We start from the raw sequence: 25,268 nt of genomic DNA, 5'->3' as shown, positions 1-25,268 counted from the left end.
TTGCCACCCCGGTTCGAGTGGGCACGCGTCACCGCACGCGATTAGCGTCGTTGTGCACTGGTGAGGGCGAGTACCAGAGCAGAAAGCGCTGGGAGGGTGCACGGTGACGCAGGGTCGAGCACGTAAGACGGCAGCGGTCGGAGCGGCGGCCTTCGTACTGGCGGGCTCGGCCGCACTGGCCGTGCCCGCGCCGGCAGAAGCGGCGGTACTCACCGGCAGCTGCGGCAGCACCATCACCGGCTCACCGGGCGACAAGATCAAGGTCGACCCGTCCAGCCTGCTCGGCCTGCCGAAGGGCACCCTGCCCGCACTCGACCTCGGCTTCATCTCGCTCGGCACGAAGACCCTGTCCCAGGCCGTGCCGCTGGTCGGCAGCCTGCTGACCAAGCTCTGCTCGGTCACCGTGACCGGGGTGAACGCCGCCGCCGCGCCGGCCGAGTCCGGCGCCAGCGCGGTGAACAAAGCGGTCGGCGACACCGCGAAGGCGGTCGGTGAGGCGGCGGGCAAGGCGTTCAACCCTGGCAAGAAACCCGCACCGGAGAAACCGCCGGCTGACGGGCGCCCGCCGCAGACCCCGCCGGACGGCGCGACCGGCCCGATCGGCGGCTCCGCGCCGGACTCCTTCATCCCGGCACCGAACAGCGAGGTCTACGGCGGCACCCCGTTCACCTTCGCCGGGCTGCCCGGCTCGTTCGGCTACGCCCCGATGCGCAGCTACAACGGACTTCCTTTCGCCACCGCCGGGCTTTTCTCCCCCGCACCCGGCGTCCGCTACGGCGGTCAGGTCCCCGGCTACGCCCCCGAGTTCGGCATTCTCGGCCAAGACGCGCGAAAGGCACCGGCGAACGGCGTCCAGAATGCGGGAAACGCGGAGGCACTGCCCGCGAATTCGGGCGGACTCGGGGACAGCACCGGCCTTCCGCTGCTGCTCGCGGTACTCGCGCTGTCCGGAGTAAGCGCGGGTTTGGTGCGCACCTGGGTACTGCGGCGAATTACTGACTAGTATCTTCGGCACAGCCGGCTCGTTGATCCAATAGAGCTTGAACCAATAGAGCCCTGCCTGCCCGCCCCGACCGAAGGAACTCGCTCGTGCGGATTCGACGCGCCGAACTTGCCAAGAACGCATCCCGGGCGGTGACCGCGACCGCGCTCGCGGCGCTGTTCACCGGCGGCATCCTGCTGACCGGCGGCACCGCCTCGGCCAGCACGGTGCTCGCGGATGGCTGCTCCGGCTCGGTGATCGGCAGCATGGGCGACCAGGTCGCGGTGAACGGTCCCGCGCTGAAGAGCCTGGTGCGCCAGGGCGCGCAGAAGAACGTCAACGCGCTCACCTTCCTCACCGTGCACCCGGAAGAGCTGGGGAAGGCCATCGAGAGCAAGGGCGCCATCCCGGTCGGCCAGATCCCGGAGGGCGCCAGCGGGAACGTGGCTGGCCAGGCCGTCGGCGACGCCGTGGTGCAGGCCCTCGGCAACGCGAACGGGCTCGGCGTGCTCGACCAGACCAAGAGCGACACCCGGAAGGTGATCCGGGACACGGTGACCGCAGCCTGCGGGCTGAACACCTTCGCCAGCAACTACAGCGTCCCGACGCCGAACACCCCCAGCACGACCGGCAGCCCCTCGAACAGCCCCGGCTCGGCGAACGGCGGCACCGGTACCGGCCTGCCCGGCGTGTCGCTCGGTACCGGCGGCACCGGTATCGCCCCGCCGCGGGACTACGGCAACATCCCGGCCGCTGTGCCCGGTGTCGCGCTGCCGCCCGGCGCGCGGTACCCGGCCGGTGCCCCGATGCCGGGCCAGCAGTCCCCGGAGTTCGGCATCCTCGGCACCGACAACACCAGCGGCCAGGCGGACGTGCGCAACGCCGGCCAGGCCGACGCGCTGGCCGCACCCGCATCCTCCTCGAACACCGTGCAGCTGCCCATGCTGCTCGCCGTGGTCGCGCTGGCCGGGGTGACCGCCGCGCTGGTCCGCACCTGGGTGCTGCGCAGGACCTGAGCAGGGCCGGGAGCGGGACTGTCGGTCCCTCCGGTTACGCTTGGCGGGACAAACCCTCCTGCCACGGACAGTCCGTGGCCGCGAGCCCACAGGAGGTGAGTGGTTGTGTCACGCCATTACGAGGTAATGGTCATCCTCGATCCCACGCTCGACGAGCGCACGGTCGCCCCGACGCTGGACACGTTCCTCAACGTGATCCGCACGTCCGGCGGCAGCGTTGAGAAGGTCGACGTGTGGGGCCGGCGGCGGCTGTCCTACGAGATCGCCAAGCACGCCGAGGGCATCTACGTGCTGCTCGACCTGAACTCCTCGGTGGAAGCCGTCAAGGAGCTCGACCGGCAGCTGTCCCTGCAGGAGACCGTGCTGCGCACCAAGGTGATGCGGCGCGAGGCCCCCAAGCCCGGTTCCCGCAAGCTGCGGAAGCCCGCGGCCAAGCCGGCCGCGAAGGTCTGAGGCGGCGGCCATGGCTGGAGACACGGTCATCACGGTGATCGGCAACCTGACCGCCGACCCCGAGCTGCGTTTCACCCCGTCCGGCGCTGCGGTCGCGAACTTCACCGTCGCGTCCACCCCCCGCATGTTCGACAAGCAGTCGGGGGAGTGGAAGGACGGCGAGGCGCTGTTCCTGCGCTGCAACATCTGGCGGCAGGCGGCGGAGAACGTCGCGGAGAGCCTCACCCGTGGGGCCAGGGTCGTCGTGCAGGGCAGGCTCAAGCAGCGTTCGTTCGAGACCAAAGAGGGCGAAAAGCGCACCGTCGTCGAGCTCGAAGTGGAAGAGATCGGGCCCTCGCTGCGCTACGCCACGGCCAAGGTGAACAAGGTGAGCCGGGGCAGCGGTGGCGGCGGCGGTTTCGGTGGTGGCGGCGGCGGGAACAGTGCGCCCGCCGACGACCCGTGGGGTTCCGCACCGGCCGCGAGCAGCGGTGGCGGCGGCGGTTTCTCCGACGAGCCCCCGTTCTGACGAACCCTTTTCAGACGCGACACACAACCACTTTTTGAGGATCCCAGGAGTCAATCGTGGCCAAGCCACCCATTCGCAAGCCGAAGAAGAAGGTCTGCGTGTTCTGCAAGGCCGAGAAGAAGGGCCGTCCGGAGTCGATCGACTACAAGGACACCAACCTTCTCCGCAAGTACATCTCGGACCGAGGCAAGATCCGCGCCCGCCGGGTCACCGGCAACTGCAGCCAGCACCAGCGCGACATCGCCATCGCGGTCAAGAACTCCCGCGAAATGGCACTGCTGCCCTACACCTCGACCGCCCGCTAAGGAGGTAAGCCAATGGCCAAGATCATTCTGACCACCGACGTGGCGAACCTCGGCGGCCCCGGCGACATCGTCGAGGTCAAGGACGGCTACGCGCGCAACTACCTGCTGCCGCGCGGCTACGCCATCCCGTCCTCCAAGGGCGCGGAGAAGAACGTGCGGACCATCCGCCGGGCGCAGGAAGGTCGCCGCATCCGCGACCTCGACCACGCCAAGGAGGTCAAGGCGACCCTGGAGTCGCTGGAGACCATCCAGCTGTTCGCCAAGGCCGCCGAGGGCTCGAAGAAGCTGTTCGGCTCGGTGACCACCGGTGACATCGTGTCGGCCGTGAAGGCCGCCGGCGGTCCGCTGCTCGACAAGCGCGTGATCGAGCTGCGCGAGCACATCAAGACCGTGGGCAAGCACCAGGTCAACGCCCGGCTGCACCCGGACGTCCAGGCCGGTATCCGGCTCGAGGTCAAGCCGAAGCAGTAACCGGCGAAAACCGGCGAAAACCACTGGCAGGGCCCCTTCCACACCAGGAAGGGGCCCTGTTTCCGGTCCGTACCGATCGGAGGGATTCCGGCGGGGAACCGGGCACGGCGCGCTATCGTCCGAACAGCGGGTTGGACGAAAAGGGGAATCTCGCAGATGACTCAGCCAGGGCAGCAGGTGGTGGCGGCGACGGACACGTTGAAGGACGTGCCCCCGCCACCCCCGATCCAGGTCGGCACCGGCGGCCAGCCCGGTGGTTTCAAGTTCGAGCCGGAACAGGTCGGCGCCGTGATCACCAAATGGCGCGATCTGCTGGACGAGCTGACCAAGGACCGGTACCAGGCGGAGATGGTGGCCAAGGTGCGGGCGCCGGGCGAGGAGTTCGCCAGCGGCGACTTCGTCAAGGTCGCGAACCCGTCCGGCCAGACGCTGCTGGAGCAGAACGAGCGGATGATCCAGTACGTGCAGAACTACATCAGCGCGCTGGAAAGTGCCCAGAAGGGGCTGCAGCAAGGAGAAGACGACGCCGTGCAGGCCGTGCAGAAGCAGGGGCAGGGGTTTTGAACATGGCACGGACCCTGCTGGGCGCACTCGGGCTCGCCGCGTCGGCCGCCCTGCTCGCCGCCTGCTCCGGCGGCGGCGAGGTGGCCGGCACGCCGAACACCACTTCGGCGCCGCCCGCGCAGTCGTCGTCCGCGACCGGGCCTTCGGAAGCACCACGGGTGTCCACCCCGCTGCCCACCGACGCCCTGCTCAACCGACCGTGCGACGCGTTGTCCGCGGCGCAGACCACCGAGATCGGCATGGTCGACCCGCAGAGCTCGCAGACCGCGACCGGGCCGCAATGCCGGTGGCGCTCGGCGAGCGACCGGAACAACACCATCACCATCCAGGCGGTCACCGCGAACAAGGGCGGCCTGGACGACATCTACTTCACCAAACCGCAGAGCGCCTACTTCGAGCCGGTGCAGATCGGCGGTCAGCCGGCCGTCTACACCAGCAACCTGGACGCCAGGCCGAGCGGCACCTGCGTGCTCTGGGTCGGCGCGACCGATCAGCTCGCGGTCAGCGTCGGCGCGCAGATCTCGTTCGGCCAGAACAAGACCAACCCGTGCCCGGTGGCCCAGCGGGCCGCCACCGCGATGGTCGAGAACCTGAGGGGATGAACTGCCGTGGCGAATGACTCGCTGACCGGTGCCGCCAAGGGTGCCGCCACCGGTGCGGTGATCGGTTCCGTGGTGCCGGGCGTCGGCACCGCCGTCGGCGCGGTGGTCGGCGGCCTGGTCGGTCTTTTCTCCGGCGGTGAGGAAGCCGAGCAGCACAAGGCGCAGTTCGGCAACCGGTCGATCGACGCGCGCCAGGTGTGGGAGCAGATCACCGGCGGCGAAGGATCCGCGTCCCTGCATCAGGGCCACGGCGCCGCGAAGGAGCTCGCGAAGACGCACCAGGCCAGGGTCGACCAGGTCGCGGCGCTGAACAAGGAGATGGACGCCGCCTGGCAGGGCAACGCTTCGGCGGCCGCGCAGGCCGGCGCGCACCCGCTGGAGACCTGGCTCAAGGACTCGTCGAAGAACCTCGACAACAGCGGGCGCTACCTCGGCGCGCAGGCCGAGTCCTTCGACACCGTGAAGCCGAAGGTGCAGGAGATCGCGCAGAAGCCGCCGGAGAGCGGGTTCTGGGACTCGGTGAACCCGTTCAGCGACACCGACGAGGAGATCGAGAAGTACAACAAGCAGGGCCAGACCAACATCGACGCCTTCAACCAGTACTTCAAGGAGAGCTCCGAGAACGCGGCCGGGATGCCGCGCTACAGCGCCTGGGACGGCAACCGCTTCTCCGACGACGATCCCGGCAAGGATCCCGGCAAGCCGGGGCCCGAGCCCGGAGGTCCTGGCGGGCCCGGCGGTCCTGGCGGGCCCGGCCCTGGCGGACCCGGTGGTCCCGGTGGGATGCCGCCGATCGGCGGCGGCCCGGCACCGGGCGGCATGCCCCCGATGCCCAAGCCCGACTACCCGAAGCCCGGCGATCTGCCGCGCGGTGACCTGCCGCGCCCGGATCTGCCCGGTACCAACGTTCCCCGCCCGGACATGCCGCGGCCCGACCTGCCAAGGCCGGACCTGCCGCGCCCGGACCTGCCGCGCTTCGACGATTCGACCGGCGCCTCGAACTACACCCCGCCCACCTTCGACAGCAGTGGTTTCGGGCCGGGCGGCACCGGAGGTTCCGGCGGATTCGGGCCGGGCGGCACCGGCTCGGGTGGCTCGGGTGGTTTCGGGCCAGGCGGAAGCTACGGCGCCGGCGGTTTCGGCCCCGGCGGCGGCTCGGCCACCGGTTCCGGCGCGCCGCCCGCGGGTGCCGGCAAGCCGGGTGGCATGGGCGCCGGGCCAGGTGGCGCCGCCGCGGCCGGCCGTGGCGGCATGGGTGCCATGGGCGGGATGGGCGCCATGGGTGGCGCCGGTCGCGGCAAGGGCAGCGAGGACGAGGACCGTCAGGCGAAGTTCCTGGTCGGCGAAGATCCCAACGAGATCTTCGGCACCGACGAGCTGACCGCGCCGCCGGTCATCGGCGAGTAGATCGTCACCAGCAAACCCGCTCCGGACCAACCCCAGGGAACACCGTGCTCGACAGGCAGTTGAAGTTCACCACGCCCACCCTGCTCAACCTGATCAAGCGCAGGGGCGGCGAACCGCACAACACGCTGGCGAGCACGCCAACCTGGTACAGCGCCGAGGCGAGCCGCGAGCTCGACGAGCAGGTGAACGCCGTGCTCACCGAGCACGGGCTGCTGACCGCGCGCGGCATGGACCGCGGCCTCATCGCCACGGTCGAAGCGATCGCCAAGCCGGAGCTGGAGTACTACGGCTGGTTCGAAGGCGAATTCCCCGACGCGCCCGCCAACTTCACGGTGTACGCCGGTAGTGCCGGCGGCGGCGCGTTCGTGCTGCTGCGCACGGTCGGCGACGAGGTGGTGGTCGTCGCGCCGGAACGCCCGGAGGAGCTGCTGCGCGGCTTCCTCAACCAGCTCCCGAAATGCCGGCCAGGTGACGGCGAGCCGCTCGCCGTCGGCAAGACCGAGTTCACCACCGGCCGCGCCCGGCCCGCCGAGGACGGCTTTTCGGTCCTGCAGGGCGCGCCGCAGGCCACCGGGCAACCGGCGGGCGAGCGGATCCAGCGGATCATGGGGGCGAAGCGAATCGGCGCCGGCAGCCTGTACGTGGCGGCGCGCGACCGGGCCGGGGGCAGGACCCGGATCCAGCGGCCGCTGAACTTCATCGACACCGTCGAAGGACGCTGGCTGATGGAGGAAGTTCCGGGCAGCGGCGAGCCGTCCATCGTGTTCACCCCGGCCACCGCCGAGCTACTCGGCGACCGGCTACGGAACGCGCAGGGCAAGCTCGCACCGTCCTGAGGCCGTCCACTCACACGGCCTAGCGAGCGACGCGTCTACCCTCCGTAGCATTCATCCACAGGCAGTTCGCCGCCGAGCCGGCCGGCCGGGGCGCGACACGCCGAGCGGGCACCCCGCCACGACACGCCGGGCGAGTTTTGACAAATCTGTCCCCAGCTTGCTCACAGGGTTTGACCAGGCTTTTTATCCCGCCTCGCAGTTGTTGTCCCCAGGTTGTACACAGGGGATCCGAATCATGTGATTAGTTGTCCCGATTCATCCACAGGTAGTGCACAGGCTGGTCCCCAGCCAGGTTTGCACTACACCTTCCGGGCGATCTAGCGTCCCGCCTGGTGTGGACGATCCGTGTCCGTCCACAGGTCCGTTCCGGGGATCCGCAGAGGCCTGCGGGTGTGCCGGCTCACGGCGAAACGCCGACCGGAAACGACCGCATGCCGGGCGAAGATCCGGCATAATCGAACTGGTGTTCGCATCATGAGGAGGTGTCCGCGGCGGTGGCGCTGACCGACGACCGCAGTCCCTTGTTCCCCCCGGAAGACCCCGGTCCAGGCGACCCGGGCCCCCGGGCGGGCGAGTACGACCGCCAACCGCCACAGGACATCGCCGCCGAGCAGTCGGTGCTCGGCGGCATGCTGCTGTCCAAGGACGCCATCGCGGACGTGATCGAGGCGCTCGGGCCGGGCGACTTCTACCTGCCGAAGCACCAGGCGGTCTACGACTGCGTGCTGGACCTCTACGGCCGCGGCGAGCCGGCCGACCCGATCACCGTGTCCGCGGAGCTGGAACGCCGCGGCGAGCTCGGCCGGGTGGGCGGCGCGCCGTACCTGCACACGCTGATCGCCACCGTGCCCACCGCCGCGAACGCCGGCTACTACGCGGAAATCGTCGCGGAGAAGGCCGTGCTGCGCCGGCTGGTCGAGGCGGGCACCCGGATCGTGCAGTACGGCTACGGCGCGAACGCCAGCGACGGCGCCAATATCGACGAGGTGGTGGACCGCGCGCAGGCGGCCATCTACGACGTCACCGAGCGCCGCACCAGCGAGGACTACATCGCGCTGGAAGAGCTGCTCCAGCCGACCATGGACGAGATCGACGCGATCGCCTCGCGCGGCGGATCGGCGCAGGGCATCCCGACCGGGTTCATGGACCTGGACGAGGTGACCAACGGCCTGCACGCCGGGCAGATGGTGATCGTGGCCGCCCGACCGGGTGTCGGCAAGTCGACGCTTGGCCTGGACTTCGCCAGATCCGCCTCCATCAAGCACGGCCTGACCAGCGTGATCTTCTCGCTGGAAATGAGCCGCACCGAGATCGTGATGCGCATGCTCTCCGCCGAAGCCAGGATCCGGCTGGCGGACATGCGCGGTGGCCGGATGACCGACGACGACTGGACCAGGCTGGCCAGGCGGATGAGCGAGATCTCCGAGGCACCGCTGTTCGTGGACGACTCGCCGAACATGACCATGATGGAGATCAGGGCGAAGGCGCGGCGGCTCAAGCAGCGCAACGACCTCCGCCTGGTGGTGGTCGACTACCTCCAGCTGATGACTTCGGGCAAGCGGGTCGAGTCCCGGCAGCAGGAGGTCTCCGAGTTCTCCCGGCAGCTCAAGCTGCTGGCCAAGGAGATCGAGGTGCCGGTGATCGCGATCAGCCAGCTGAACCGTGGTCCGGAACAGCGGACGGACAAGCGCCCGATGCTCTCCGACCTGCGTGAGTCCGGTTCGCTGGAGCAGGACGCGGACATCGTGCTGCTGATCAACCGGCCGGATGCCTGGGAGCGGGACGACCCGCGCGCCGGCGAGGCGGACCTGATCCTGGCCAAGCACCGTGCCGGCCCGACCAGCACGGTGGTCGTCGCGCACCAGCTGCACTACAGCCGGTTCGCCGACCTGGCGCAGACCTGAGGCGTTCTTCGTAGCGACTTCAGCTGTCGGCCGTTCGGGCGGTCGTCAACCCGGAGGAGTTCCGGCCGTGGACTCGTCCGGGTAGCGGCCGGTGAGCTCGGCCCCGATCCGGGCCAGCTCGGCGCGCACCGGCTTCGGGTCGAGCACCTCGATCGCGGCGCCCCACCCGGCGAGGTGCTGGGCGATCATGAGCGGGGTCGGCGCGGCGAGCCGCACCCGGGCCCGGCCGTCCTCGAGCGTGGCCTCGACCTCGCAGTGCCGCCCGAACTGCCCGCTCAGCACCCACGCCCGCGCGGCATCGACCAGCACGGTCGCCCAGGTCAGCGAGCGCTGCGCCTCCACGTGCTCGACCACCTCGCCCCAGGCACGGGACAGGTCGAAATCGGCCGGCCGGCGGGCAGGCTCATCGGTCACGGTCGCGTCGACGATCCGGTCCACCCGGAACGTCCGCTGCCCTTTCTCCGTGCCGGCCACCAGGTACCAGATGTCGTCCTTGTCGACCAGGCCCCACGGGTCCACCACCCGCTCGCTGCGCTGCCGCGTCCGGTTCGCGTATTCCAGCCGCACCCGGCGCCGCCGGATCACGGCCGCCTGCAGCGCGTCGACCAGCTCCGGCCGCGCCCGGTCCGGCTCGCTCCACCGCGTCGGATCCACCACGACGGCCTCCCTCGCCGCCTCGGCGTCCGCGCGGAACGTGCCGGGCAGCGCCCGCACCAGCTTGCGCAGCGCCGAGCGGATGTCCGGTGCCGCCGACGCCGCCGGCCCGAGCAGCAGGAACAACGCCTGCGCCTCGGTCGCGTTCAGCCCGGTCAGGTCCGTCCGGGCCCCACCCAGCAGCGACCATCCGCCACCCCGCCCGGCCTGCGGGTACACCGGGATGCCCGCCGCCGACAGCGCCTCCAGGTCCCGCCGCGCGGTCGCCACCGACACCTCCAGCTCCTCGGCCAGCTCAGCCGCGGTCACCTGGACCCGCGACTGCAGCACCAGCAGGGCCGCCACTAGTCGATCCGCACGCATGTCGACAAGTGTGTCAAACAAAGTGATCAGTTGGTGAGCACTTTGACCGCGATGCTGGCTTGACCAACAACGACAAGGAGCACCCAATGCTGCAGGGAATGGCCACCGTCTTCGCCGACGACCTCGACGCGGCCAAGCGCTGGTACGCCGAACTGCTGGGCATCGAGCCGTACCCCTTCGGCAACATCCTCGCCGTCATCTACAACCCGCTGTTCGCCGAGATCATGGGGCAGCAGCGATGAACGGCGAACCCGACCTGCACGCGCGGACCGCGACCGACTGGCGCGCCTGGCTCGACGAGCACGCCGCCTCGCAACGCGCCATCTGGCTGATCATCTACCACAAGCGCAGTCCCACTCCGAGCATCCTGGTGCCCGAGGCCGTCGAGCAGGCCCTGTGCTTCGGCTGGATCGACAGCCACGCCAGAAAGCGCGACGCCGAGAGCTTCTACCTCCGCTTCACCCCACGCCGCCCGCGCAGCAACTGGAGCCAGATCAACCGCGCCCGCGCCGAGAAACTCATCGCCGCGGCCCTCATGCGCCCGGCCGGCCAGGCCCAGATCGACCTGGCCAAGCGGACAGGGCGCTGGCCCGCACCGCTGCAGCTCTGAATGGCGCGCTCAGCGCCTCTGGTCGCCGGTCGGCCAGGCGGATGCCGACGTCAGTGGGTGAAGACGACCGCGACGAAGCGTGTGATCGTGGGATCTTCGGAGAAATGCAGTACCTGGCCTGGTTCCGGTCGCATGCGGCACTCTCCTTCGGTGGTTCGAGCGGTCCAGTGCTCAGACCGTTTCGAAGTTGCCCATCATGCCCATGTCCTCGTGCTCGACGTTGTGGCAGTGGAACATGTACCGGCCGCGGTAACCGTCGAACCTGGCGATCACCTCCACCGCCTCGCCGGGGCGCAGGTCCACGGTGTCCTTGCGGCCGGCGTCGAACGGCCCCGGCTCGCGGCCGCCGCGGGAGAGCACCAGGAAGTTCACCAGGTGCAGGTGGATCGGATGGTGCAGGTCCACCACGAAACGCCAGATCTCCACGTCGCCGAGCCGTGGCCGGGCGTCGATCCGGGTCGGCGAGTACGGCTTGCCGTCGATGGTCCAGCCGTGCCGGCCGTCGACCTGCCCGCCGCGGAAGGAGAACTCCCTGGTCACGGTCGCCTGCGCCCGGTCGAGCGGCTCGATTTCGGCGAGCCGGTCCGGGATGTGGCTGTCCTCGATGCCGCTGCGGGCGACGCGGAACCGCATCACCTGCGCGGTCGATCCGGTGCCGAGCCGGTTGACCAGGGTGACCTCGGTGCCGACCGGGTACCGGCCGAAGTCCACCACCAGGTCGTACCGTTCGGCCGGGGCGATCGGCAGGTGCTCGTGCACCCGCGGCGCGTCCAGCAGGCCCTGGTCCGAGCCGATCTGCGTGAACGCCTGGCCGCCCGGCGGTGGCGGGTCGAGCGCGAGGTCGTAGCGGCGGGCGTTGGACGCGTTGAGCACCCGCAGCCGGTGCCTGGTCGCGGACACCTCGGCCACCGGCCACGGCGCACCGTTCACCAGGATCACGTCGCCGAGCACCCCTTCGACGTAGGGCTCCTCGACGCCGGGCACGGTCTTCAGCGACCGGTCCACGGACGGGTAGTGCATCGAGCCGTCCGCGGCGAACGCCCGGTCGGTGATCATCAACGGCAGCTCCCGCTCGCCGTGCGGCAGCGGCAGCGCGTCCTCCTCCTCGTCCCGGACCAGGTGGAAACCGGCCAGTCCGCGGTAAACGGCCGGCCCGGTGAAGTCCATCCGGTGATCGTGGTACCAGAGCGCGGATGCCTTCTGCTGCAACGGGTACACGTAGTCCCGCTCGCCATGGGTGATCTTCGCGTCCGGGTCGTGCATGTCCGAATGTCCGCCGTGGGAACGCACCGAGTACGAGCCGTCGGCTGGCAGCACCAGGTCGGTGGTGTAGCCGTCGGACTCCGGTGGGGTGCGGCCGCCGTGCAGGTGGACCACGGTCGGCACCGGGAGTTCGTTGCGGTGTCGGACGATCGCCGTCCTACCGCTGCGCGACTCGATGGTCGGCCCGGGGAAAGTGCCCTGGTAGCCCCAGATCGGGGTGCGCAGCCCGGGCAGTATCTCCGCGGTGGCCGGCCGCTGGACGATTTCGTACCGGTCCGCGTCCACGTCCCGCGAGACCGGGGTCAGCACCGCCGGGATCGGCAGCGGCACTCCGAACGGCGCCGGCAGCGGCACTTCGCTGGTGAGCAGTTCGCCGGTGGCCGCGGCCGACCTGAACAGGCGTGGCCCGGCGAGCCCGGCGACGACCAGTGCGCCCGCGCCGCCGGTAAGGCCGAGGAACCGGCGCCGGGACAGCCCGCTCATCGCCGTGCTCCGGTCCGCCAGATCGCGAACAGCATGATCGACGCGCAGGTGACCAGCGCGACGCCCAGCGGGACGTGCAGGTCCAGCGCACCGGCGAGGCCGGCGAAGTACTGGCCGGTCTCGCCGAGGATCAACACCAGGCTCGCCCAGAACGGCCAGCGCGGGCCACCGCGCCGCCAGAGCAGCGCGGTCGGCACCAGCTGCGCCAGCCCGAGGTAGCTGACCAGGTCGGCGCCGAGTGCGTGCAGCGCCAGCATGTCGTAGTCGCCGACCAGGTAGCTGCCGGCGAACACCGGCTGGGCGAAGATCGCGACGACATGCACCGTGATGAACCCGCGCACCACCCCCAGCAGCCTCCGTCCGGGCACCCGCGGAGGCGCCTCCTCGGTCTCGATCGCCCCAGCCATCGCACACCCTCTCCTGGTCAGCACGCCATTCGCGATCGACGTTATGGCCGGGAGATCCATGCTGTCCAAGACCAGAATCAGCATGTAATCATGACGTATAGGCTATGAAAAATGGACCTGCTGCAGCTCCGCTACTTCCAGGCGGTCGCCCGCCGCGAGCACCTCAGCCAGGCCGCGACCGAGCTGCGCGTCGCCCAGCCCTCGCTCAGCCGCGCGATCGCCAGGCTGGAGGCCGACCTCGGCGTGCCGCTGTTCGACCGGACCGGCCGCGGGCTGCGGCTCAACCGGTTCGGCGCCGGGTTCCTCCGCCGCGTCGAGCGGGTGCTGCGCGAGCTGGACGACGCCCGCCGCGAGCTCGCCGACGCCGCCGGCCTCGACCACGGCAGCATCGCCGTCGCCGCGGAAACCCTGCTCACGCTCACCGGGCTGGTCCGGGAGTTCCGCGCGGAACACCCCGGCGTCGACATCCGGCTCTACCAGTCCTCCGCCGCGACCATGGCGAAACAGCTGCGCACCGGCGAGGTCGATCTCTGCTTCGCCTCCCAGCCACTACCCGGCCCGGACCTGCGGACGCGCCAACTGCTGCGCGAGGAGGTGCTGCTCGCGGTGCCGCCGGGGCACCACCTCGCCGGGCGGGAACGCGTGCGGCCCGAAGACCTCGCCGGCGAACCGTTCGTCACCACCCGCCCCGGCTACTGGCCGCGCGAGCTGGCCGACCGGCTGTTCGCGGCGGCCGGGCTACAACCCGACTACACCTGCGAAAGCGACGAACCCGGCGTCACCGGAGACCTGATCGGCGCGGGCCTCGGCGTCGGGCTGGTGCCCGCGCTTTCCCGCCACTCCGCCCTGCACACCCCGGTTTCCTGGATGCGGCTGGACGCCCCGGACTGCTACCGCAGCCTGACCCTGGTCTGGCGCGCGGACACCTATTCCTCGGTCGCGGCTCAGCGGCTCACCGAGTTCGCGGGCGAGTACTTCCACCGCCTGTCGAACCGGGATCCGATTTAGCCATCCGGCTATATAGCTTTGCTAAACTGGACGGCATGACCGACGAAGCGGACCGGAACGCGGCGATGTTCCGCGCCCTCGGTCACCCGGTGCGGCTCGGCATCATGCGGCAGCTGGCCAGGGAACCGGAGACCTGCGCCTGCGACTTCGCCGAGGTGTTCGGGGTCAGCCAGCCGACGATCAGCCAGCACCTCAAGGTGCTGCGCGAGGCCGGACTGGTCACCACCAGGCGGCGCGGCACCCAGATCTGCTATTCGGTGCACCCCGGCGGCCTCGACCAATTGGACGGCCTGCTGTCCGGCCTGCGCCCGGTGCCGCTGGCCGAGGTCGGCTAACCCAGCTCGCCGAGCAGCTCGGTCATCAGCGCCACGTTCTGGTACTCCCGCCAGAGCACGATCTTCCCGTCCCGCACCCGCAACACGACGACGAACGGTGCGGACGCGGACCGCCCGGTGGTGGTGATCGTGCCGGCCAGCCGGAACTCCACGATGATCAGCTCCGGATCGACGGTCTCGTGCACCACCGGGTCGCGGATGCCGTCGAAGCGCACCGGCAGTGCTGCCCGGCCCGGCACTGCCGCCGCCAGGAAGTTCGCCCGTCCCTCGGTCCGCCTCGGCGGCAGGGCGAACGGCTGCTCGATCACCACGTCCTCGGCCCAGTACTCGTCGATCGCGAACCCTGGCTTCCGGCTCAGTTCCTCGAACAGCTCCCGCGCACTCAGCGGCGTTTCGACGGTCATGTCCACCCCTTTCGCTCAACAAGTGTTGACTCAACGACCGTAGAGCGAAATCGCGCTTCGTTCAACACTTGTAGAGTCATCCCGTGAGCGAAGCGCAGTCACGCCCCAGCCGGGCGGAACGCCGCCGCCGAAGCGAGCAGAAGATCCTCGACGCGGCCCGCGAGATCTTCGCCGAGGTCGGCTACCAGCGCAGCACCATCCGGGCCATCGCGGGCGCAGCCGAGGTGGACCCGGCGCTGGTGATGCAGTACTTCGGCACCAAGGAACAGCTCTTCCGCCAGGCCGTGCTGGCACCGACCGAAAAGCCGCTCACCGCCGACCCGGAACGGCTCGCGGAGCTGGTGCTGGACGTACTGGGGGTGAAACTGGGCGAGCAGCCCGGCGGGTCCGACGCGGCGGTGCGCTCGATGCTGACCCATCCGGAAGCCGCCGCCCACGTGCGCGAGTCGCTGACCCAGCAGATCCAGCAGGCAAGCTCGGCGATCGAGGGCGAGGACGCCGAACTGCGCGCGGCGTTGATGCTGAGCACCCTGCTCGGAGTGACGCTCGGCCGGAACCTGCTGGAACTCGAACCGCTGCGCGGCGCCACCGCGGAACGGATCCGCGAGCTGCTCCGCCCCGGTCTGCGTCAGCTCGCGGACGGGCGGCTCACTCCGCGCTGATCTCGGCGTACCGCTCGGCGAACGCGGTCAGCAACCGGCCGAAGTCCGCCCGATCGGACTCCGGCCAGTCCGCCATCGCCTCGGCGAACACCGCGCGCCGGAACTCGTGCATCCGGTCCAGGGCCGCCTGCCCGGCTTCGGTGAGCACCAGCACGGCCCGCCTGCCATCCCGCTGGTCGGCGTCCCGGCGCAGCAGCCCTTCAGCCACCGCGCGCGCGACCAGCCTGCTGGCACGCGGCTGGTCGATGGTGAGCGCGGTGGCGATCGAGCCGACCGTGCTCGCCCGCTGCGCACCTTCTTCCACCGCGTCCAGCACCCCGAGCACGGCCGGGTCGAGCTGCGCGCCGGCCCGCTGCCTGGCCAGTCTGGACAGGGTCCGGCGGGCCTGGGCGCGCCGGATGGCGATCATCCCGCGCTCCACCTCGGCCACCGGATCGGACATGGGCACCCCTCTCGGCTTTCCTCGATCACGGTAATCGAGCGGAGGCTGGAATAACCGAGCCCGCTCCGGCGTCCTGCCTTATAGTTGAAGTTTCAATAAGGAGGTCGGGATGTCCGGTACATCCGCACCCGTGCTCTACCTGAGCCACGGCGCACCACCGCTCGCCGACGATCCCACCTGGACGGGCCAGCTCGCGGACTGGGCGGGCACGCTGACCAGGCCGTCCGCGATCCTGGTGGTGTCCGCGCACTGGGAGGAGGCGCCGGTGACCCTCGGCGCCACCACCACGGTGCCGCTGGTCTACGACTTCTGGGGTTTCCCGGAGCACTACTACCGGGTGACCTACCCGGCGCCGGGCGCGCCGGACCTCGCCGCGAAGGTGCGCAAACTGCTGGGCCCGGTGCACGACGCGCCGGACCGCGGGCTCGACCACGGGGCCTACGTGCCGCTGGTGGAGATGTTCCCCGAGGCGGACGTGCCGGTGCTGCAACTGTCCATGCCGTCGCTCGACCCCCGGCGGCTGTTCGAGCTCGGCCGCCGGCTCGCTCCGCTGCGGGACGAGGGCGTGCTGATCATCGGCAGCGGCTTCTTCACGCACAACCTGCACGCCCTGCGCGAGGTGCCGGACAGCGCCGGGACACCGCCGCGGTGGTCGGCCGAGTTCGACCAGTGGGGCGATCAGGCGCTGAGCGGCGGCGACCTGGACGCGCTGCTGGACTTCCAGCACAAGGCGCCCGCGGCCAGGCTCGCGCATCCGCGGATCGAGCACTTCGCGCCGCTGTTCGTCTCGCTCGGTGCAGCCGACGCGGCCGGGATCGCGAAACCGGAGACGGTGATCGACGGCTACTGGTACGGGCTGGCGAAGCGTTCCGTGCAGTTCGGCTGAACCGGAAACCTTTGGGGCAAAAGAAAACCGGGCCGGGGAGCTGGCTGCTCCCCGGCCCGGCTTCAGTGTGTTCAGCGCTGAACGATCAGCCCTGGATGTGCATCGGCTTGCCGGTCAGGAAGCCGACGACCTTCTGCCACGGGCTCAGCGGGGTGGCCTCCAGGGTGGAGACCTCCGGGGTGACGCGCACGCCGCTCAGCGGGTTCTCCGGCAGGGTGAGCACCTCACCCGGCACGACGTCGAACAGGTCGCCCGAGACGGCCGCCGGGGTGTCCTCCCGCTGCTGCACGGCCGGCATCGCCGGGGCCGCGGGCAGCTCCGGCAGCGCGGTGGGCAGTGCCGGCAGCGACGTGGCGGGCAGCTCGTCACCGTCGATCGGCAGGTTGATCAGCGGGTCGTTGTCGATGTCGGTGTCGTTCGTGGCCTCGGCCATCGCGTGGCCGAGCACGGGCAGCGAAACGTCGAAGAGCTGCACCAGCGCGCCGACCGGGAGCTGGCCGTCGATGCCGGACAGCCCGCTCACGTTGCCGGGGCTGGTGGTGGAGTCACCGCCGACGGTGCCGTCGGTCTCGTTCTCGCTCACCGCGTCCGCGACCCCGGCAGCGGCCACCGCGTCCCCGAAGACCTGCGGGACCGCGGCCACCGGAACGTCGATGATGTTGCCGGAACCACCGGCGTTGATGCCGGAGGTGGTGGTGTCGCCGCCCGAGCTCGCGTCGGTGATGTTCGCACCAATGCCGGTGGCCTTGGCCCCCGCCGCGACGGCATCGCCGAAGACCTGCACAATCGGCAGGCCCTGCGCGGTGACGATGTTGCCGGACACCCCGCCGCCGTCGCCGTTGGTCTCGGTGTCGCCGCCGGCCTCGGACACGACGTCGTTGACGCCCTGGCCGGAAACCAGCGCGGCCAGGCCGGCCGCGGTGTCGGCCACCGAAGCGGCGCCACCGACCGGGACCGGGACGACGTTGCCGGCGACCGCGCCGTCCTGGCCGTCCGCGGTGGCCTTGCCACCGGCCTTCGAGTCGGTCAGGTTGTCCGAGGTGCCGTCACCGGTACCGATGAACGACCCGCCGATGCCGTGCACCTGCGTCGGCAGCGAAACCTGCGGGAAGACGATGTTGCCGGCCGCACCGGCCTCCTTGCCGGTGGCGTTCACGTCGCCGCCGGCCGTGGAGGTGGTGTCCGCGGTGGCCTCGCCGACGCCGCGGCCGATGTGCGAAGCGCCGATGCCGAAGACCTGCGCGGGCAGCGAAACCGGGCCGGCGACCGCGTTCGAGGTCAGGAACCCGTTGTCGTCGTCGGTGTTGCCACCGCCGCCGGCCGTGACCTCCTTGACCTCGGAGGCGTCGGCCTGGCCCTGGCCGATGTAGGAGCCGCCGATGCCGAAGACCTCGGCCGGCACGGCCAGCGGGACCTGCACCAGGTTGCCCGCACCGGCGGAGTCGGTGCCGGTGGTGCCGTTGTAGCCACCGGCCTCGACCTTCTTGGTCTCGGTCGCGGTGCCGGTGGCGTTGCCGATGTGCGAGCCGCCGATGCCGAACACCTCGGCGGTCGACGCGAGCGCCGGGTTCACCGAGTTGCCACCGAGGAAAGTCTCGTCGGCGCTGGTGTAGGTGCCGTCGCCCGCGTCCGCTTCGATCTCGTTGTCGCAGGCCGCGTGCGCGTTGCCGATGTAGGTGCCACCGACGCCGCACGCCTCGACCGGCAGCGCGATCGGCGCGTCGGCGATGTTGCCCGAGCCGGCCGCCTGGTCGGCGGAGGTGCTGGAGAAGCCACCGGCCTCGACCTCGCTGGAGTGCGAGCTGGCCGACTCCTGGTACTTGCCGAGCGCGTTGCCGGTGGTGGCGTTGCCGATCCAGGAAGCGGCGACGCTGGCCACGTTGGCGACCAGCGCGCCCTGCGGCTGCGCGATGTTGCCGGCCAGGAACGACTGGTCCCCGGTGGTCTGGATGTAGCTGTCGATCGGGCCGCTGCCGTCGAGGGCCTCCATGCCGGGCGTGGTGTCGCCGGCCGACGCGTCGGCCTCGGAGCTGGACACCGAGTCGGCGTCCGAGCCCCAGGCGGCGGCCGAGTTGCCGTTGAACTTGACCGGCAGCGCGATCGGCACGCCGCCGACGTTGCCGGAGGCACTGCCGCCGTCGCCGGAGGTCTTGATCCAGCCGCCGGACTCGGCCTCGGTCTCGGCCTGGTAGTCGCTGTAGGCGTTGGCCAGCGGCCAGGACGCGGCGTTGCCGGTCACCTGGATCGGAGTGGCGAACTGCCCGGCCACCACGTTGCCGGAGGTGCCGGAGCCGTCCCCGCTGGTGGTGATGTCGCCGGTCTCGGTGGTGCTCTGGGTGGCGCTACCGGTGGCGTAGCCGCTGCCGCCGGCGGCGCCGACCGCGTTGCCCGCGATCTGGACGGGCAGCGCCCAGTCCAGCACGACCGCGTTGCCGGCGAGGCCGGAGTTGGTGCCGTCGGTGGAGATGTCCTTGTTGCTCGTGGTGGTCTGGTCGCAGCCGGCGCCTTCGGCCTTCGCGTCCCCGACGACACCGATCGCGTTGTCGCAGATCTGCAGCGGGACCGTCAGGTCCCCGGAGATCTTGTTGCCCTTGAAGATGTCGCCGCTCGGCGCCTGCTGGGCATCAGTCTTGGCCGCGGTCTTCGCGGCCTCCTTGCCGACCGAGTTGGCGGCCTTGGCCACCGGCTCGGTCATCTTGGCCGCCGGTGCGGTGGCGCCGGACAGCGGCGCGGTGAGCGGCTTGGTGCTCAGCTCACCCTTGGCGGCTGGCACGTCGAGCTGCCCCAGCGGGGTGCCGATCGCGTTGCCGTCGAGCTCGTAAGGGATGTTGACACTCAGGTCCAGCGGACCCGCCGGAGTGTCGGGGCCGGCGGCCCTTTCGTCGGCGGATGCGATGCCGGTACCCAGCATCAGCAGACCGCCCGTGACCAACGCGGTTTGAATTCCGCGCTTTGCCCAGGACTGCATGGGGGTGTTCTCCTTTTTCTTGGGTTCCCTTGCGGGCTTTTTCGGGGTCGGGCGTTCGCTCGCGAATTCGGCGAGGAAGCCCTGGCATCGCGGGCAGCACGACGTGCGCCGCGGGGGGCGAGGGCGGGGAGGAAAGGGCAACGCGCTGCCGGCACCGGAAAGTGCGGGCGAATCAGGGCGCGTGCGCTACCCCGCGAGGATTTCAGTCAGGCGTGACACCGGGCTGTGCGCCCGGCTCGAGCGGCAGGTGCCGCACGCCGAACCGGACGGTGCCGGTCGCGGCGGAGTGCACGGCGCTCATCGCGTGTGCGGGAATCCCGAACAGCGAGGCGTCGCAGTGGCCACCGGCGTTGGAACCGCCGGGGACGGTGGGCAGGCTCAGCGGCGCCAGCGGCGCGCGGCCGGGGGAGAACGGCAGCGGGAAGCTCGGGCCGTCACTGTCGTGGCCGTCCTTGGACGAGCCGCGCTCGGTGCCGCCGGGCAGTTCGATGTGCCGCGGCTTCGCGGTCAGGTCGACGACCGGGCCCATCGGCGCGGCGGGAAGCGGGTCCGCGGCAGGCGCCGGAGCGGGGGCCACGGGGCTGGGCATGGCCGGCGCACCAGGCTGGCCGATCGGCAGCCTCGGCAGTTCCGGCAGCTCGACCAGGTCTTTGCCGTTGGGGTGGAACAGTTTCCACACGGCCTCGCCGAGTTCCTTCGCCTCGGGCGGCGGGGTCAGCGTCCGGTCGATCACCTGCGGGGCGTCCGAGGGCTCGCGCACGATCTGCTCGACCGCGCCGAGCGTGCGCTGCACCGGGCGGATCACCGCGTGGTCGGCGAAGTCGCGCGTCGCGTCGCGGGCGCGCTCGGCGGCGTTCACGTCACCGAGCTGGCCGATTTCGCCGATCGGCTGGTGCTCGCGGTGGCGGATCGGCGCATCATCGACGGCGGGACCGGCTTTGTGCCCCGGTGCGGAAACCTCGTGCGCGCCAAGGGATGCGGCACCGGCGAGGTCGGAAACGCCCCGGCCGAGGTCGCCGACGCTGCCGTTCACCGCGTCGGTGACCGGGGTGCGGCCGGAGTCCGCGGCGGTGCCGGACTGCTCCGGAACCTGAAAGGTGTCTGGGGTTTCGGCGACCGCGCTCGCGGTGACGATCGACCAGGCGGCGGCGGTACCGGCCAGCGCACCACCGAGAACCAGCAGCGCACGGGCACACCAGCGGCCGGCCGAAGCCGTCCTCCGCTGATTCGCCGTCATGCACGCCACCATTTCTGCTCGGAAGTTCTTTCAAGGCTCTTGGCACGCCCCGGAAAATGCGGAAAGCTGTATTCCGTTCGCACCTGGGGTCGTGCTCGCCCCCTGACATAAGCAAAGGTGCGACCGGTAATGCACGTCGGCAGCGACTTGACTGCACGATCGTGTGAAGAACACAGGGTGTGGCCGGATCTCACGGCCGGTGATCGACACTGGCCGAATCGGGTTACCCAGGAGTCGGTTGTGCGGCCCGTCGATTCGCCAGTGCCGATACTGTGTGCCGGGTGAGCGAGCGCAAGGACCGAGGCCCGGAAAGCCCTTCAGAAAACCCCTTCGTGTCCGAGTCCGCGGACATCACGTCCCTGGTACCGAGGGGCCTCCGGATCGGGGCCGCGCTGTCCTGGCGGTTCCTGACCGTGATCGCGGCGCTGTACGTGATCCTCTGGCTGATCGGCTACCTGTCCGTGGTGGTCATCCCGCTGTCGGTGGCGCTGCTGCTGGCCGCACTGCTCGCCCCCGCGGTGGCGCAGCTGGTGCAGCTGAAGTTCCCGCGCGGGCTGGCCGCGGCTATCGTGCTGATCGGCGGGCTGGCAGTGCTCGGCGGGTTGCTCACCTTCGTGGTCGTGCAGTTCACCAACGGCCTGCCGGAGCTGCAGCGCCAGCTCACCGAAAGCCTCAACCAGATCAAGGACTGGCTGCTCAACGGCCCGCTGCACCTGCGCCAGGAGCAGATCCAGCAGTTCATCAACCAGGCGATCAGCTTCCTGCAGGACAACCAGGCCTCGCTCACCAGCAGCGCGCTGACCACGGCCGGCACGGTCGGCGAGATCCTCACCGGGTTCGTGCTGACCCTGTTCATCCTGATCTTCTTCCTGGCCGGCGGCGGTCAGATCTGGTCCTTCCTGGTGCGCGGCGTGCCGGCGCGGGTGCGCAACCGGGTGGACGTGGCGGGCAAGCGCGGGTTCGCCTCGCTGGTCAGTTACGTGCGAGCAACCGCGGCGGTCGCGGTGGTGGACGCGGTCGGCATCGGCGTCGGGCTGTGGATCGTCGGGGTGCCGCTGGTGGTGCCGCTGGCCACGCTGGTGTTCCTCGGCGCGTTCATCCCGATCATCGGCGCGGTGATCACCGGCGGGGTGGCCGTGCTGGTCGCGCTGGTCACCAACAACTTCGTCACCGCGCTGATCGTGCTGGCCATCGTGATCGGCGTGATGCAGCTGGAAAGCCATGTGCTGCAACCCCTGCTGCTCGGCCGGGCGGTGCGGCTGCACCCGCTCGCGGTGGTGCTGGCGATCACCGCCGGGCTGGTCACCGCCGGGATCGCCGGTGCGCTGCTGTCGGTGCCGCTGCTGGCCGTGCTCAACGCCGGGATCCGGTCCCTGCTGCACGAGGTGGACCCCGACCCCGGCGGCGTCGACGTGCTGCACGACCAGGGCGCCCAGCCGAACAACGACGAAACCGGCGACAAGGCCGACAGCAAGACCGACAGCGAGGACGACCCGGCCGCCGGTGCGCCCGCCGAACGGCCGTGAACCTCGCGGCGGGGTCCGGCCGGCGGGTGCGGCGGCCCGACCCGGCCACGCCCCTGTGGTGGGGGACGATCGCGCTGCGGATGATCACGCTGGCGTTCGCGGTCAGCGCCGGCCTGGCGAACCAGCACGAGTTCGCCAGGCCGTGGCTCGGCTGGACGGTGCTCGGCGTGATGGTCGCCTGGTCCGCCTGCACCAGCCTGGTCTATGCCCGCGAACGCCTGCGCCGCAACTGGTTCGTGCTGGCCGACGTGCTGCTCACCTGCGGGCTGATGCTGCTGTCCCCGCTGATCCTGTCCGACGCCCAGTACGCCGTGAACGACCCACTGATCACGTCGGTCTGGGCGTCCGTGCCACCGCTGGCCGCCGGGGCGCAGTTCGGCGTCACCGGCGGGGTGCTCGCCGGGCTGCTGACCGCGGTCGGCACCGCGGTCGCCCAGTTCGCCGTCGACCTGGACGTGGCGAGGGACGGGGTGCTGCTGGTGGCCAGCGGGCTGCTGGTCGGCATGACGGCGACCGTGGCAAGGCGCTCCGGCGCCGCGCTGGAACGGGCACTGCGCACCGAGGCGGCCACCGCCGAGCGGGAACGGCTGGCCAGGTCCATCCACGACAGCGTGCTGCAGGTGCTGGCCAGGGTGCGCCGGCGCGGCGCGGACCTCGGTGGTGAGGCGGCGGAACTGGCCGCGCTGGCCGGTGAGCAGGAGATCGCGTTGCGGGCGCTGGTCAGCACCGAACCGGTGCGCACCAGCGCGCAGGGCACCTCGGACCTGCGTGCCGCGCTGCAACTGCTGGCCACCTCGAAGGTGCAGGTCGCCGCCCCGGCGGGGGAGGTCCCGCTGCCGGCCGGGATGGCCGCCGAGCTGGCCGCCTTCGTCCGCGAGGCACTGTCCAATGTAGACAAGCATGCCGGGCCGTCGGCGCGGGCCTGGGTGCTGCTGGAGGACCTCGGCGACGAGGTGGTGGTGTCCGTGCGCGACGACGGTCCCGGTATTCCGCCCGGCCGGCTGGAACGAGCGGCGGCTCAGGGACATCTGGGTATTGCGGAGTCCATTCGGGGCAGGGTGCGCGAGCTCGGCGGGACCGTCACGCTGGACACCGCGCCGGGCGCGGGGACCGAATGGGAGGCCAGGGTGCCACGAAGAACGGTGAAGACCGAGCGAAGGGCAGCGCGATGACTGATCCGGACCGGTCCGGGGCCATCTCGGTGATGGTCGTGGACGACCACCCGATCTGGCGCGACGGGGTGGCTCGCGACCTGGCGGAGAACGGGTTCGACGTGCGCGCCACCGCGCCGGACGCGGCGGCCGCGGTGCGGATCGCCAAGGCGGTCCTGCCGGATGTGGTGCTGATGGATCTCAACCTCGGCGGCAGCTCGGGGGTGGACGCGACCAGGGAGATCACCGCCGTGCTGCCCTCGGCGCGGGTGCTGGTGCTCTCCGCCAGCGGCGAGCAGAGCGACGTGCTGGAGGCGGTCAAGGCCGGTGCGGCGGGGTACCTGATCAAGTCCGCGTCGGCGGCGGAGCTGGTGGACGCGGTGCGCCGGACCGCGGCCGGTGACCCGGTGTTCACCGCCGGGCTGGCCGGGCTGGTGCTCGGCGAGTACCGGCGGATGGCCGACGCGCCGGCCGGCGTCGAACCGCCACCGCAGCTGACCGAGCGCGAGACCGAGGTGCTGCGGCTGGTCGCCAAGGGGCTGACCGCCAGGCAGATCGCCGAGAAGCTGGTGCTCTCCCATCGCACCGTGGAGAACCACGTGCAGTCCACGCTGCGCAAGCTCCAGCTGCACAACCGGGTCGAACTGGCCAGGTACGCCATCGAGCACGGGCTCGACGGCGAATAACTAGCCCACCGCGGCGACGGTCAGGCCGTGCGGCGAGGGCAGCGCGACCGGCCGGAAACGCCAGGACGGCTCGCCGGGGCGCCAGGTGCCGAGCACGCTTTCCCCGGCGAACTTCCCGATCAGCACCAGCGCACCGGACTCGGACCAGTCCAGCGCGTGCCCGGCGAACTCGGCCTGCAGCGGCATCGACGGGACGCGCAGCCAGGCCAGCGAGCCGAGGTCCAGCACCCAGATGTCCACCGCCCGCAGCGGCCCGCCCCACCAGTTCGCGTGCTCGACCGGCACCGCCAGGAACCGGCCGTCACGGCTGGGCGACGCACGGCTGGGCTCGCCACCGGGCACCGGCCTGGCCAGCTGATGGCGGCGATCGGTGTCCAGCTCCAGCACGGTGAAGTCGGTCAGGCCCTCGAGCAGCAGCCGGTTGCCGCTGAGCGCGGCGATCCGGGGGAACTGCTGCCTGGTCGCGCCGGTCGCCGGATCGATCAGCACGTCCTCGGCGGACGGGCGGCCCGCCTGCACGGTGATCAGCAGCCCGGCATCACCGGACTGGCGCAGCGTGGTCTGGCAGCTCGCCGGGCTGCCGGCATCGCGCTCCACCCCGGCCAGGGAGATCCACGTCAGCCGGCACAGCCCGGCGCCGTCGTCGCGGATCAGCCAGAGACCGTCAGCGGTCCCGCCACCTTCAGCCGCCGCGGCGCTGCGGGCGGTGCCGAGCGAACGCAGCCGTCCGTCCTGGTAAACCAGCACTTCACCGGGGTCGGCGCACAACGGCGCACAACGGGCGGCGGACAGCAGCACCGGCGTGCTGCCGGCCCGGAGCACGGTGTACACCCGGTCCCCGCCCGGCGCCCCTGGCACCTCGCGGAACTCGCCGGTCGCCGCGTCGAGCACGGTGGGCGGAGACGAAGGCATCAGCAGGCTGAGTTTCCCGAGCCCCTCGACCCGCTCGCCTCGCAACGGCCCCGGCCCGGCACCGGGCGGCGCGGGCGGGCCCGCTGGCTCGGGGAGCGCGGTGCAGGCGGACAGCAGGCAGGCCAGTGCAAGCAGCAAAGCGCGACCGCGCACGGCATCACCCACCCAGGCTCAACTCGCATTCTTCAGGGTTTTTCCCCGATCTACCAGGAGATTGGCGGCA

28 protein-coding genes are annotated in these 25,268 nt (G+C 70.9%); 20 read left to right on the top strand and 8 right to left on the bottom strand.

Translation table 11 applies throughout. The features are described from left to right. The first annotated feature begins 103 nt into the window (after positions 1-103). From AMYNI_RS0116565 to dnaB, 11 genes are all read left to right on the top strand, one after another. A complete protein-coding gene (locus AMYNI_RS0116565) occupies positions 104-1,003 on the top strand; it encodes a hypothetical protein (RefSeq protein ID WP_026360543.1) in 900 nt (299 codons plus the stop codon). A gap of 86 nt (positions 1,004-1,089) precedes the next feature. Then, the gene (locus tag AMYNI_RS0116560; RefSeq protein WP_020669139.1) at positions 1,090-1,998 is read left to right on the top strand and encodes a hypothetical protein; all 909 of its coding nucleotides are present in this window, start codon (positions 1,090-1,092) and stop codon (positions 1,996-1,998) included. Between the two features lie 105 nt (positions 1,999-2,103). Next, positions 2,104-2,451, top strand: coding sequence for a 30S ribosomal protein S6 (gene rpsF / locus AMYNI_RS0116555; RefSeq protein WP_211225492.1), 348 nt, complete (start codon positions 2,104-2,106; stop codon positions 2,449-2,451). Positions 2,452-2,461: 10 nt separating this feature from the next. Then, positions 2,462-2,959 (top strand): single-stranded DNA-binding protein, encoded by a 498-nt coding sequence (locus AMYNI_RS0116550; RefSeq protein WP_020669137.1) that lies wholly within the window; start codon positions 2,462-2,464, stop codon positions 2,957-2,959. Positions 2,960-3,015: 56 nt separating this feature from the next. After that, positions 3,016-3,264 carry a 30S ribosomal protein S18 gene (gene rpsR / locus AMYNI_RS0116545; protein ID WP_020669136.1) on the top strand — a complete coding sequence of 83 codons (249 nt, stop codon included), beginning with the start codon at positions 3,016-3,018 and terminating at the stop codon, positions 3,262-3,264. A 12-nt stretch (positions 3,265-3,276) separates the two neighbouring features. Then, complete coding sequence (rplI, locus tag AMYNI_RS0116540) at positions 3,277-3,735, top strand: 50S ribosomal protein L9 (RefSeq protein WP_020669135.1); 459 nt, start codon at positions 3,277-3,279, stop codon at positions 3,733-3,735. Positions 3,736-3,891: 156 nt separating this feature from the next. After that, positions 3,892-4,299, top strand: coding sequence for a hypothetical protein (locus AMYNI_RS0116535; RefSeq protein ID WP_020669134.1), 408 nt, complete (start codon positions 3,892-3,894; stop codon positions 4,297-4,299). A gap of 2 nt (positions 4,300-4,301) precedes the next feature. Then, positions 4,302-4,901 carry a DUF3558 domain-containing protein gene (locus tag AMYNI_RS0116530; protein ID WP_020669133.1) on the top strand — a complete coding sequence of 200 codons (600 nt, stop codon included), beginning with the start codon at positions 4,302-4,304 and terminating at the stop codon, positions 4,899-4,901. 6 nt (positions 4,902-4,907) lie between these two features. Beyond that, positions 4,908-6,308, top strand: coding sequence for a PPE domain-containing protein (locus AMYNI_RS0116525; protein ID WP_020669132.1), 1,401 nt, complete (start codon positions 4,908-4,910; stop codon positions 6,306-6,308). Positions 6,309-6,352: 44 nt separating this feature from the next. Next, on the top strand, positions 6,353-7,144 hold the full coding sequence (locus tag AMYNI_RS0116520) for an ESX secretion-associated protein EspG (RefSeq protein WP_020669131.1): 792 nt from the start codon (positions 6,353-6,355) through the stop codon (positions 7,142-7,144). Positions 7,145-7,638: 494 nt separating this feature from the next. Then, complete coding sequence (gene dnaB, locus AMYNI_RS0116515) at positions 7,639-9,048, top strand: replicative DNA helicase (protein WP_026360540.1); 1,410 nt, start codon at positions 7,639-7,641, stop codon at positions 9,046-9,048. Between the two features lie 45 nt (positions 9,049-9,093). On the opposite strand, the gene AMYNI_RS0116510 is transcribed toward dnaB, so the two are convergent. Next, a complete protein-coding gene (locus AMYNI_RS0116510; protein ID WP_026360539.1) occupies positions 9,094-10,065 on the bottom strand; it encodes a helix-turn-helix transcriptional regulator in 972 nt (323 codons plus the stop codon). An 86-nt stretch (positions 10,066-10,151) separates the two neighbouring features. Between AMYNI_RS0116510 and AMYNI_RS50130 the strand changes: the two genes are divergently transcribed. Continuing rightward, positions 10,152-10,307, top strand: a complete 156-nt coding sequence (locus AMYNI_RS50130) for a VOC family protein (RefSeq protein WP_020669128.1) — start codon at positions 10,152-10,154, stop codon at positions 10,305-10,307. Continuing rightward, on the top strand, positions 10,304-10,675 hold the full coding sequence (locus AMYNI_RS0116500; RefSeq protein ID WP_020669127.1) for a YdeI/OmpD-associated family protein: 372 nt from the start codon (positions 10,304-10,306) through the stop codon (positions 10,673-10,675). The genes AMYNI_RS50130 and AMYNI_RS0116500 overlap by 4 nt, the downstream gene beginning before the upstream one ends. Positions 10,676-10,846: 171 nt before the next feature. Here the strand turns inward: AMYNI_RS0116500 and AMYNI_RS0116490 are convergent, their stop codons facing one another. Further along, positions 10,847-12,421, bottom strand: coding sequence for a multicopper oxidase family protein (locus tag AMYNI_RS0116490; RefSeq protein WP_020669126.1), 1,575 nt, complete (start codon positions 12,419-12,421; stop codon positions 10,847-10,849). Further along, positions 12,418-12,828, bottom strand: coding sequence for a hypothetical protein (locus AMYNI_RS0116485; RefSeq protein WP_020669125.1), 411 nt, complete (start codon positions 12,826-12,828; stop codon positions 12,418-12,420). The genes AMYNI_RS0116490 and AMYNI_RS0116485 overlap by 4 nt, the downstream gene beginning before the upstream one ends. Before the next feature lie 111 nt (positions 12,829-12,939). Between AMYNI_RS0116485 and AMYNI_RS0116480 the strand changes: the two genes are divergently transcribed. Both AMYNI_RS0116480 and AMYNI_RS0116475 read left to right on the top strand, forming a co-directional pair. Continuing rightward, entirely contained in the window at positions 12,940-13,836 is an 897-nt protein-coding gene (locus tag AMYNI_RS0116480) for a LysR family transcriptional regulator (protein ID WP_020669124.1), read from the top strand. Positions 13,837-13,871: 35 nt separating this feature from the next. Further along, positions 13,872-14,171, top strand: a complete 300-nt coding sequence (locus AMYNI_RS0116475; RefSeq protein ID WP_020669123.1) for an ArsR/SmtB family transcription factor — start codon at positions 13,872-13,874, stop codon at positions 14,169-14,171. On the opposite strand, the gene AMYNI_RS0116470 is transcribed toward AMYNI_RS0116475, so the two are convergent. Next, positions 14,168-14,575, bottom strand: a complete 408-nt coding sequence (locus AMYNI_RS0116470; RefSeq protein WP_020669122.1) for a nuclear transport factor 2 family protein — start codon at positions 14,573-14,575, stop codon at positions 14,168-14,170. The genes AMYNI_RS0116475 and AMYNI_RS0116470 overlap by 4 nt on opposite strands. Positions 14,576-14,658: 83 nt before the next feature. On the opposite strand from AMYNI_RS0116470, the gene AMYNI_RS0116465 reads away from it, so the two are divergent. Then, entirely contained in the window at positions 14,659-15,237 is a 579-nt protein-coding gene (locus AMYNI_RS0116465; protein ID WP_020669121.1) for a TetR/AcrR family transcriptional regulator, read from the top strand. On the opposite strand, the gene AMYNI_RS0116460 is transcribed toward AMYNI_RS0116465, so the two are convergent. Continuing rightward, a complete protein-coding gene (locus AMYNI_RS0116460) occupies positions 15,224-15,679 on the bottom strand; it encodes a MarR family winged helix-turn-helix transcriptional regulator (protein ID WP_020669120.1) in 456 nt (151 codons plus the stop codon). The two genes, AMYNI_RS0116465 and AMYNI_RS0116460, sit on opposite strands and share 14 nt — an antisense overlap. A 109-nt stretch (positions 15,680-15,788) precedes the next feature. Between AMYNI_RS0116460 and AMYNI_RS0116455 the strand changes: the two genes are divergently transcribed. Beyond that, positions 15,789-16,565 (top strand): dioxygenase family protein, encoded by a 777-nt coding sequence (locus AMYNI_RS0116455; protein WP_020669119.1) that lies wholly within the window; start codon positions 15,789-15,791, stop codon positions 16,563-16,565. Between the two features lie 85 nt (positions 16,566-16,650). Here AMYNI_RS0116455 and AMYNI_RS44695 read toward each other — a convergent pair whose 3' ends face one another. Together AMYNI_RS44695 and AMYNI_RS0116445 are read right to left on the bottom strand one after the other, a co-directional pair. Next, complete coding sequence (locus AMYNI_RS44695) at positions 16,651-19,533, bottom strand: beta strand repeat-containing protein (RefSeq protein ID WP_051116336.1); 2,883 nt, start codon at positions 19,531-19,533, stop codon at positions 16,651-16,653. Positions 19,534-19,735: 202 nt separating this feature from the next. After that, positions 19,736-20,770 carry a hypothetical protein gene (locus AMYNI_RS0116445; RefSeq protein ID WP_040405774.1) on the bottom strand — a complete coding sequence of 345 codons (1,035 nt, stop codon included), beginning with the start codon at positions 20,768-20,770 and terminating at the stop codon, positions 19,736-19,738. Between the two features lie 281 nt (positions 20,771-21,051). Between AMYNI_RS0116445 and AMYNI_RS0116440 the strand changes: the two genes are divergently transcribed. The 3 genes from AMYNI_RS0116440 to AMYNI_RS0116430 are packed head-to-tail and all read left to right on the top strand — an operon-like array spanning position 21,052 to position 24,133. Next, entirely contained in the window at positions 21,052-22,296 is a 1,245-nt protein-coding gene (locus AMYNI_RS0116440; RefSeq protein WP_051116335.1) for an AI-2E family transporter, read from the top strand. Further along, complete coding sequence (gene macS / locus AMYNI_RS0116435; protein ID WP_020669116.1) at positions 22,293-23,468, top strand: MacS family sensor histidine kinase; 1,176 nt, start codon at positions 22,293-22,295, stop codon at positions 23,466-23,468. Before AMYNI_RS0116440 ends, macS begins: the two co-directional genes overlap by 4 nt. Next, positions 23,465-24,133: a response regulator gene (locus tag AMYNI_RS0116430; RefSeq protein ID WP_020669115.1), complete on the top strand. Its 669-nt coding sequence runs from the start codon at positions 23,465-23,467 to the stop codon at positions 24,131-24,133. Before macS ends, AMYNI_RS0116430 begins: the two co-directional genes overlap by 4 nt. Here the strand turns inward: AMYNI_RS0116430 and AMYNI_RS44690 are convergent, their stop codons facing one another. Beyond that, entirely contained in the window at positions 24,134-25,198 is a 1,065-nt protein-coding gene (locus AMYNI_RS44690) for a hypothetical protein (protein WP_157357373.1), read from the bottom strand. Positions 25,199-25,268: the final 70 nt, after the last annotated feature.

The sequence above is a fragment of the Amycolatopsis nigrescens CSC17Ta-90 genome (genome assembly GCF_000384315.1).
Lineage (GTDB): Bacteria > Actinomycetota > Actinomycetes > Mycobacteriales > Pseudonocardiaceae > Amycolatopsis > Amycolatopsis nigrescens.
This window is presented reverse-complemented; position numbering and strand designations above follow the sequence as displayed.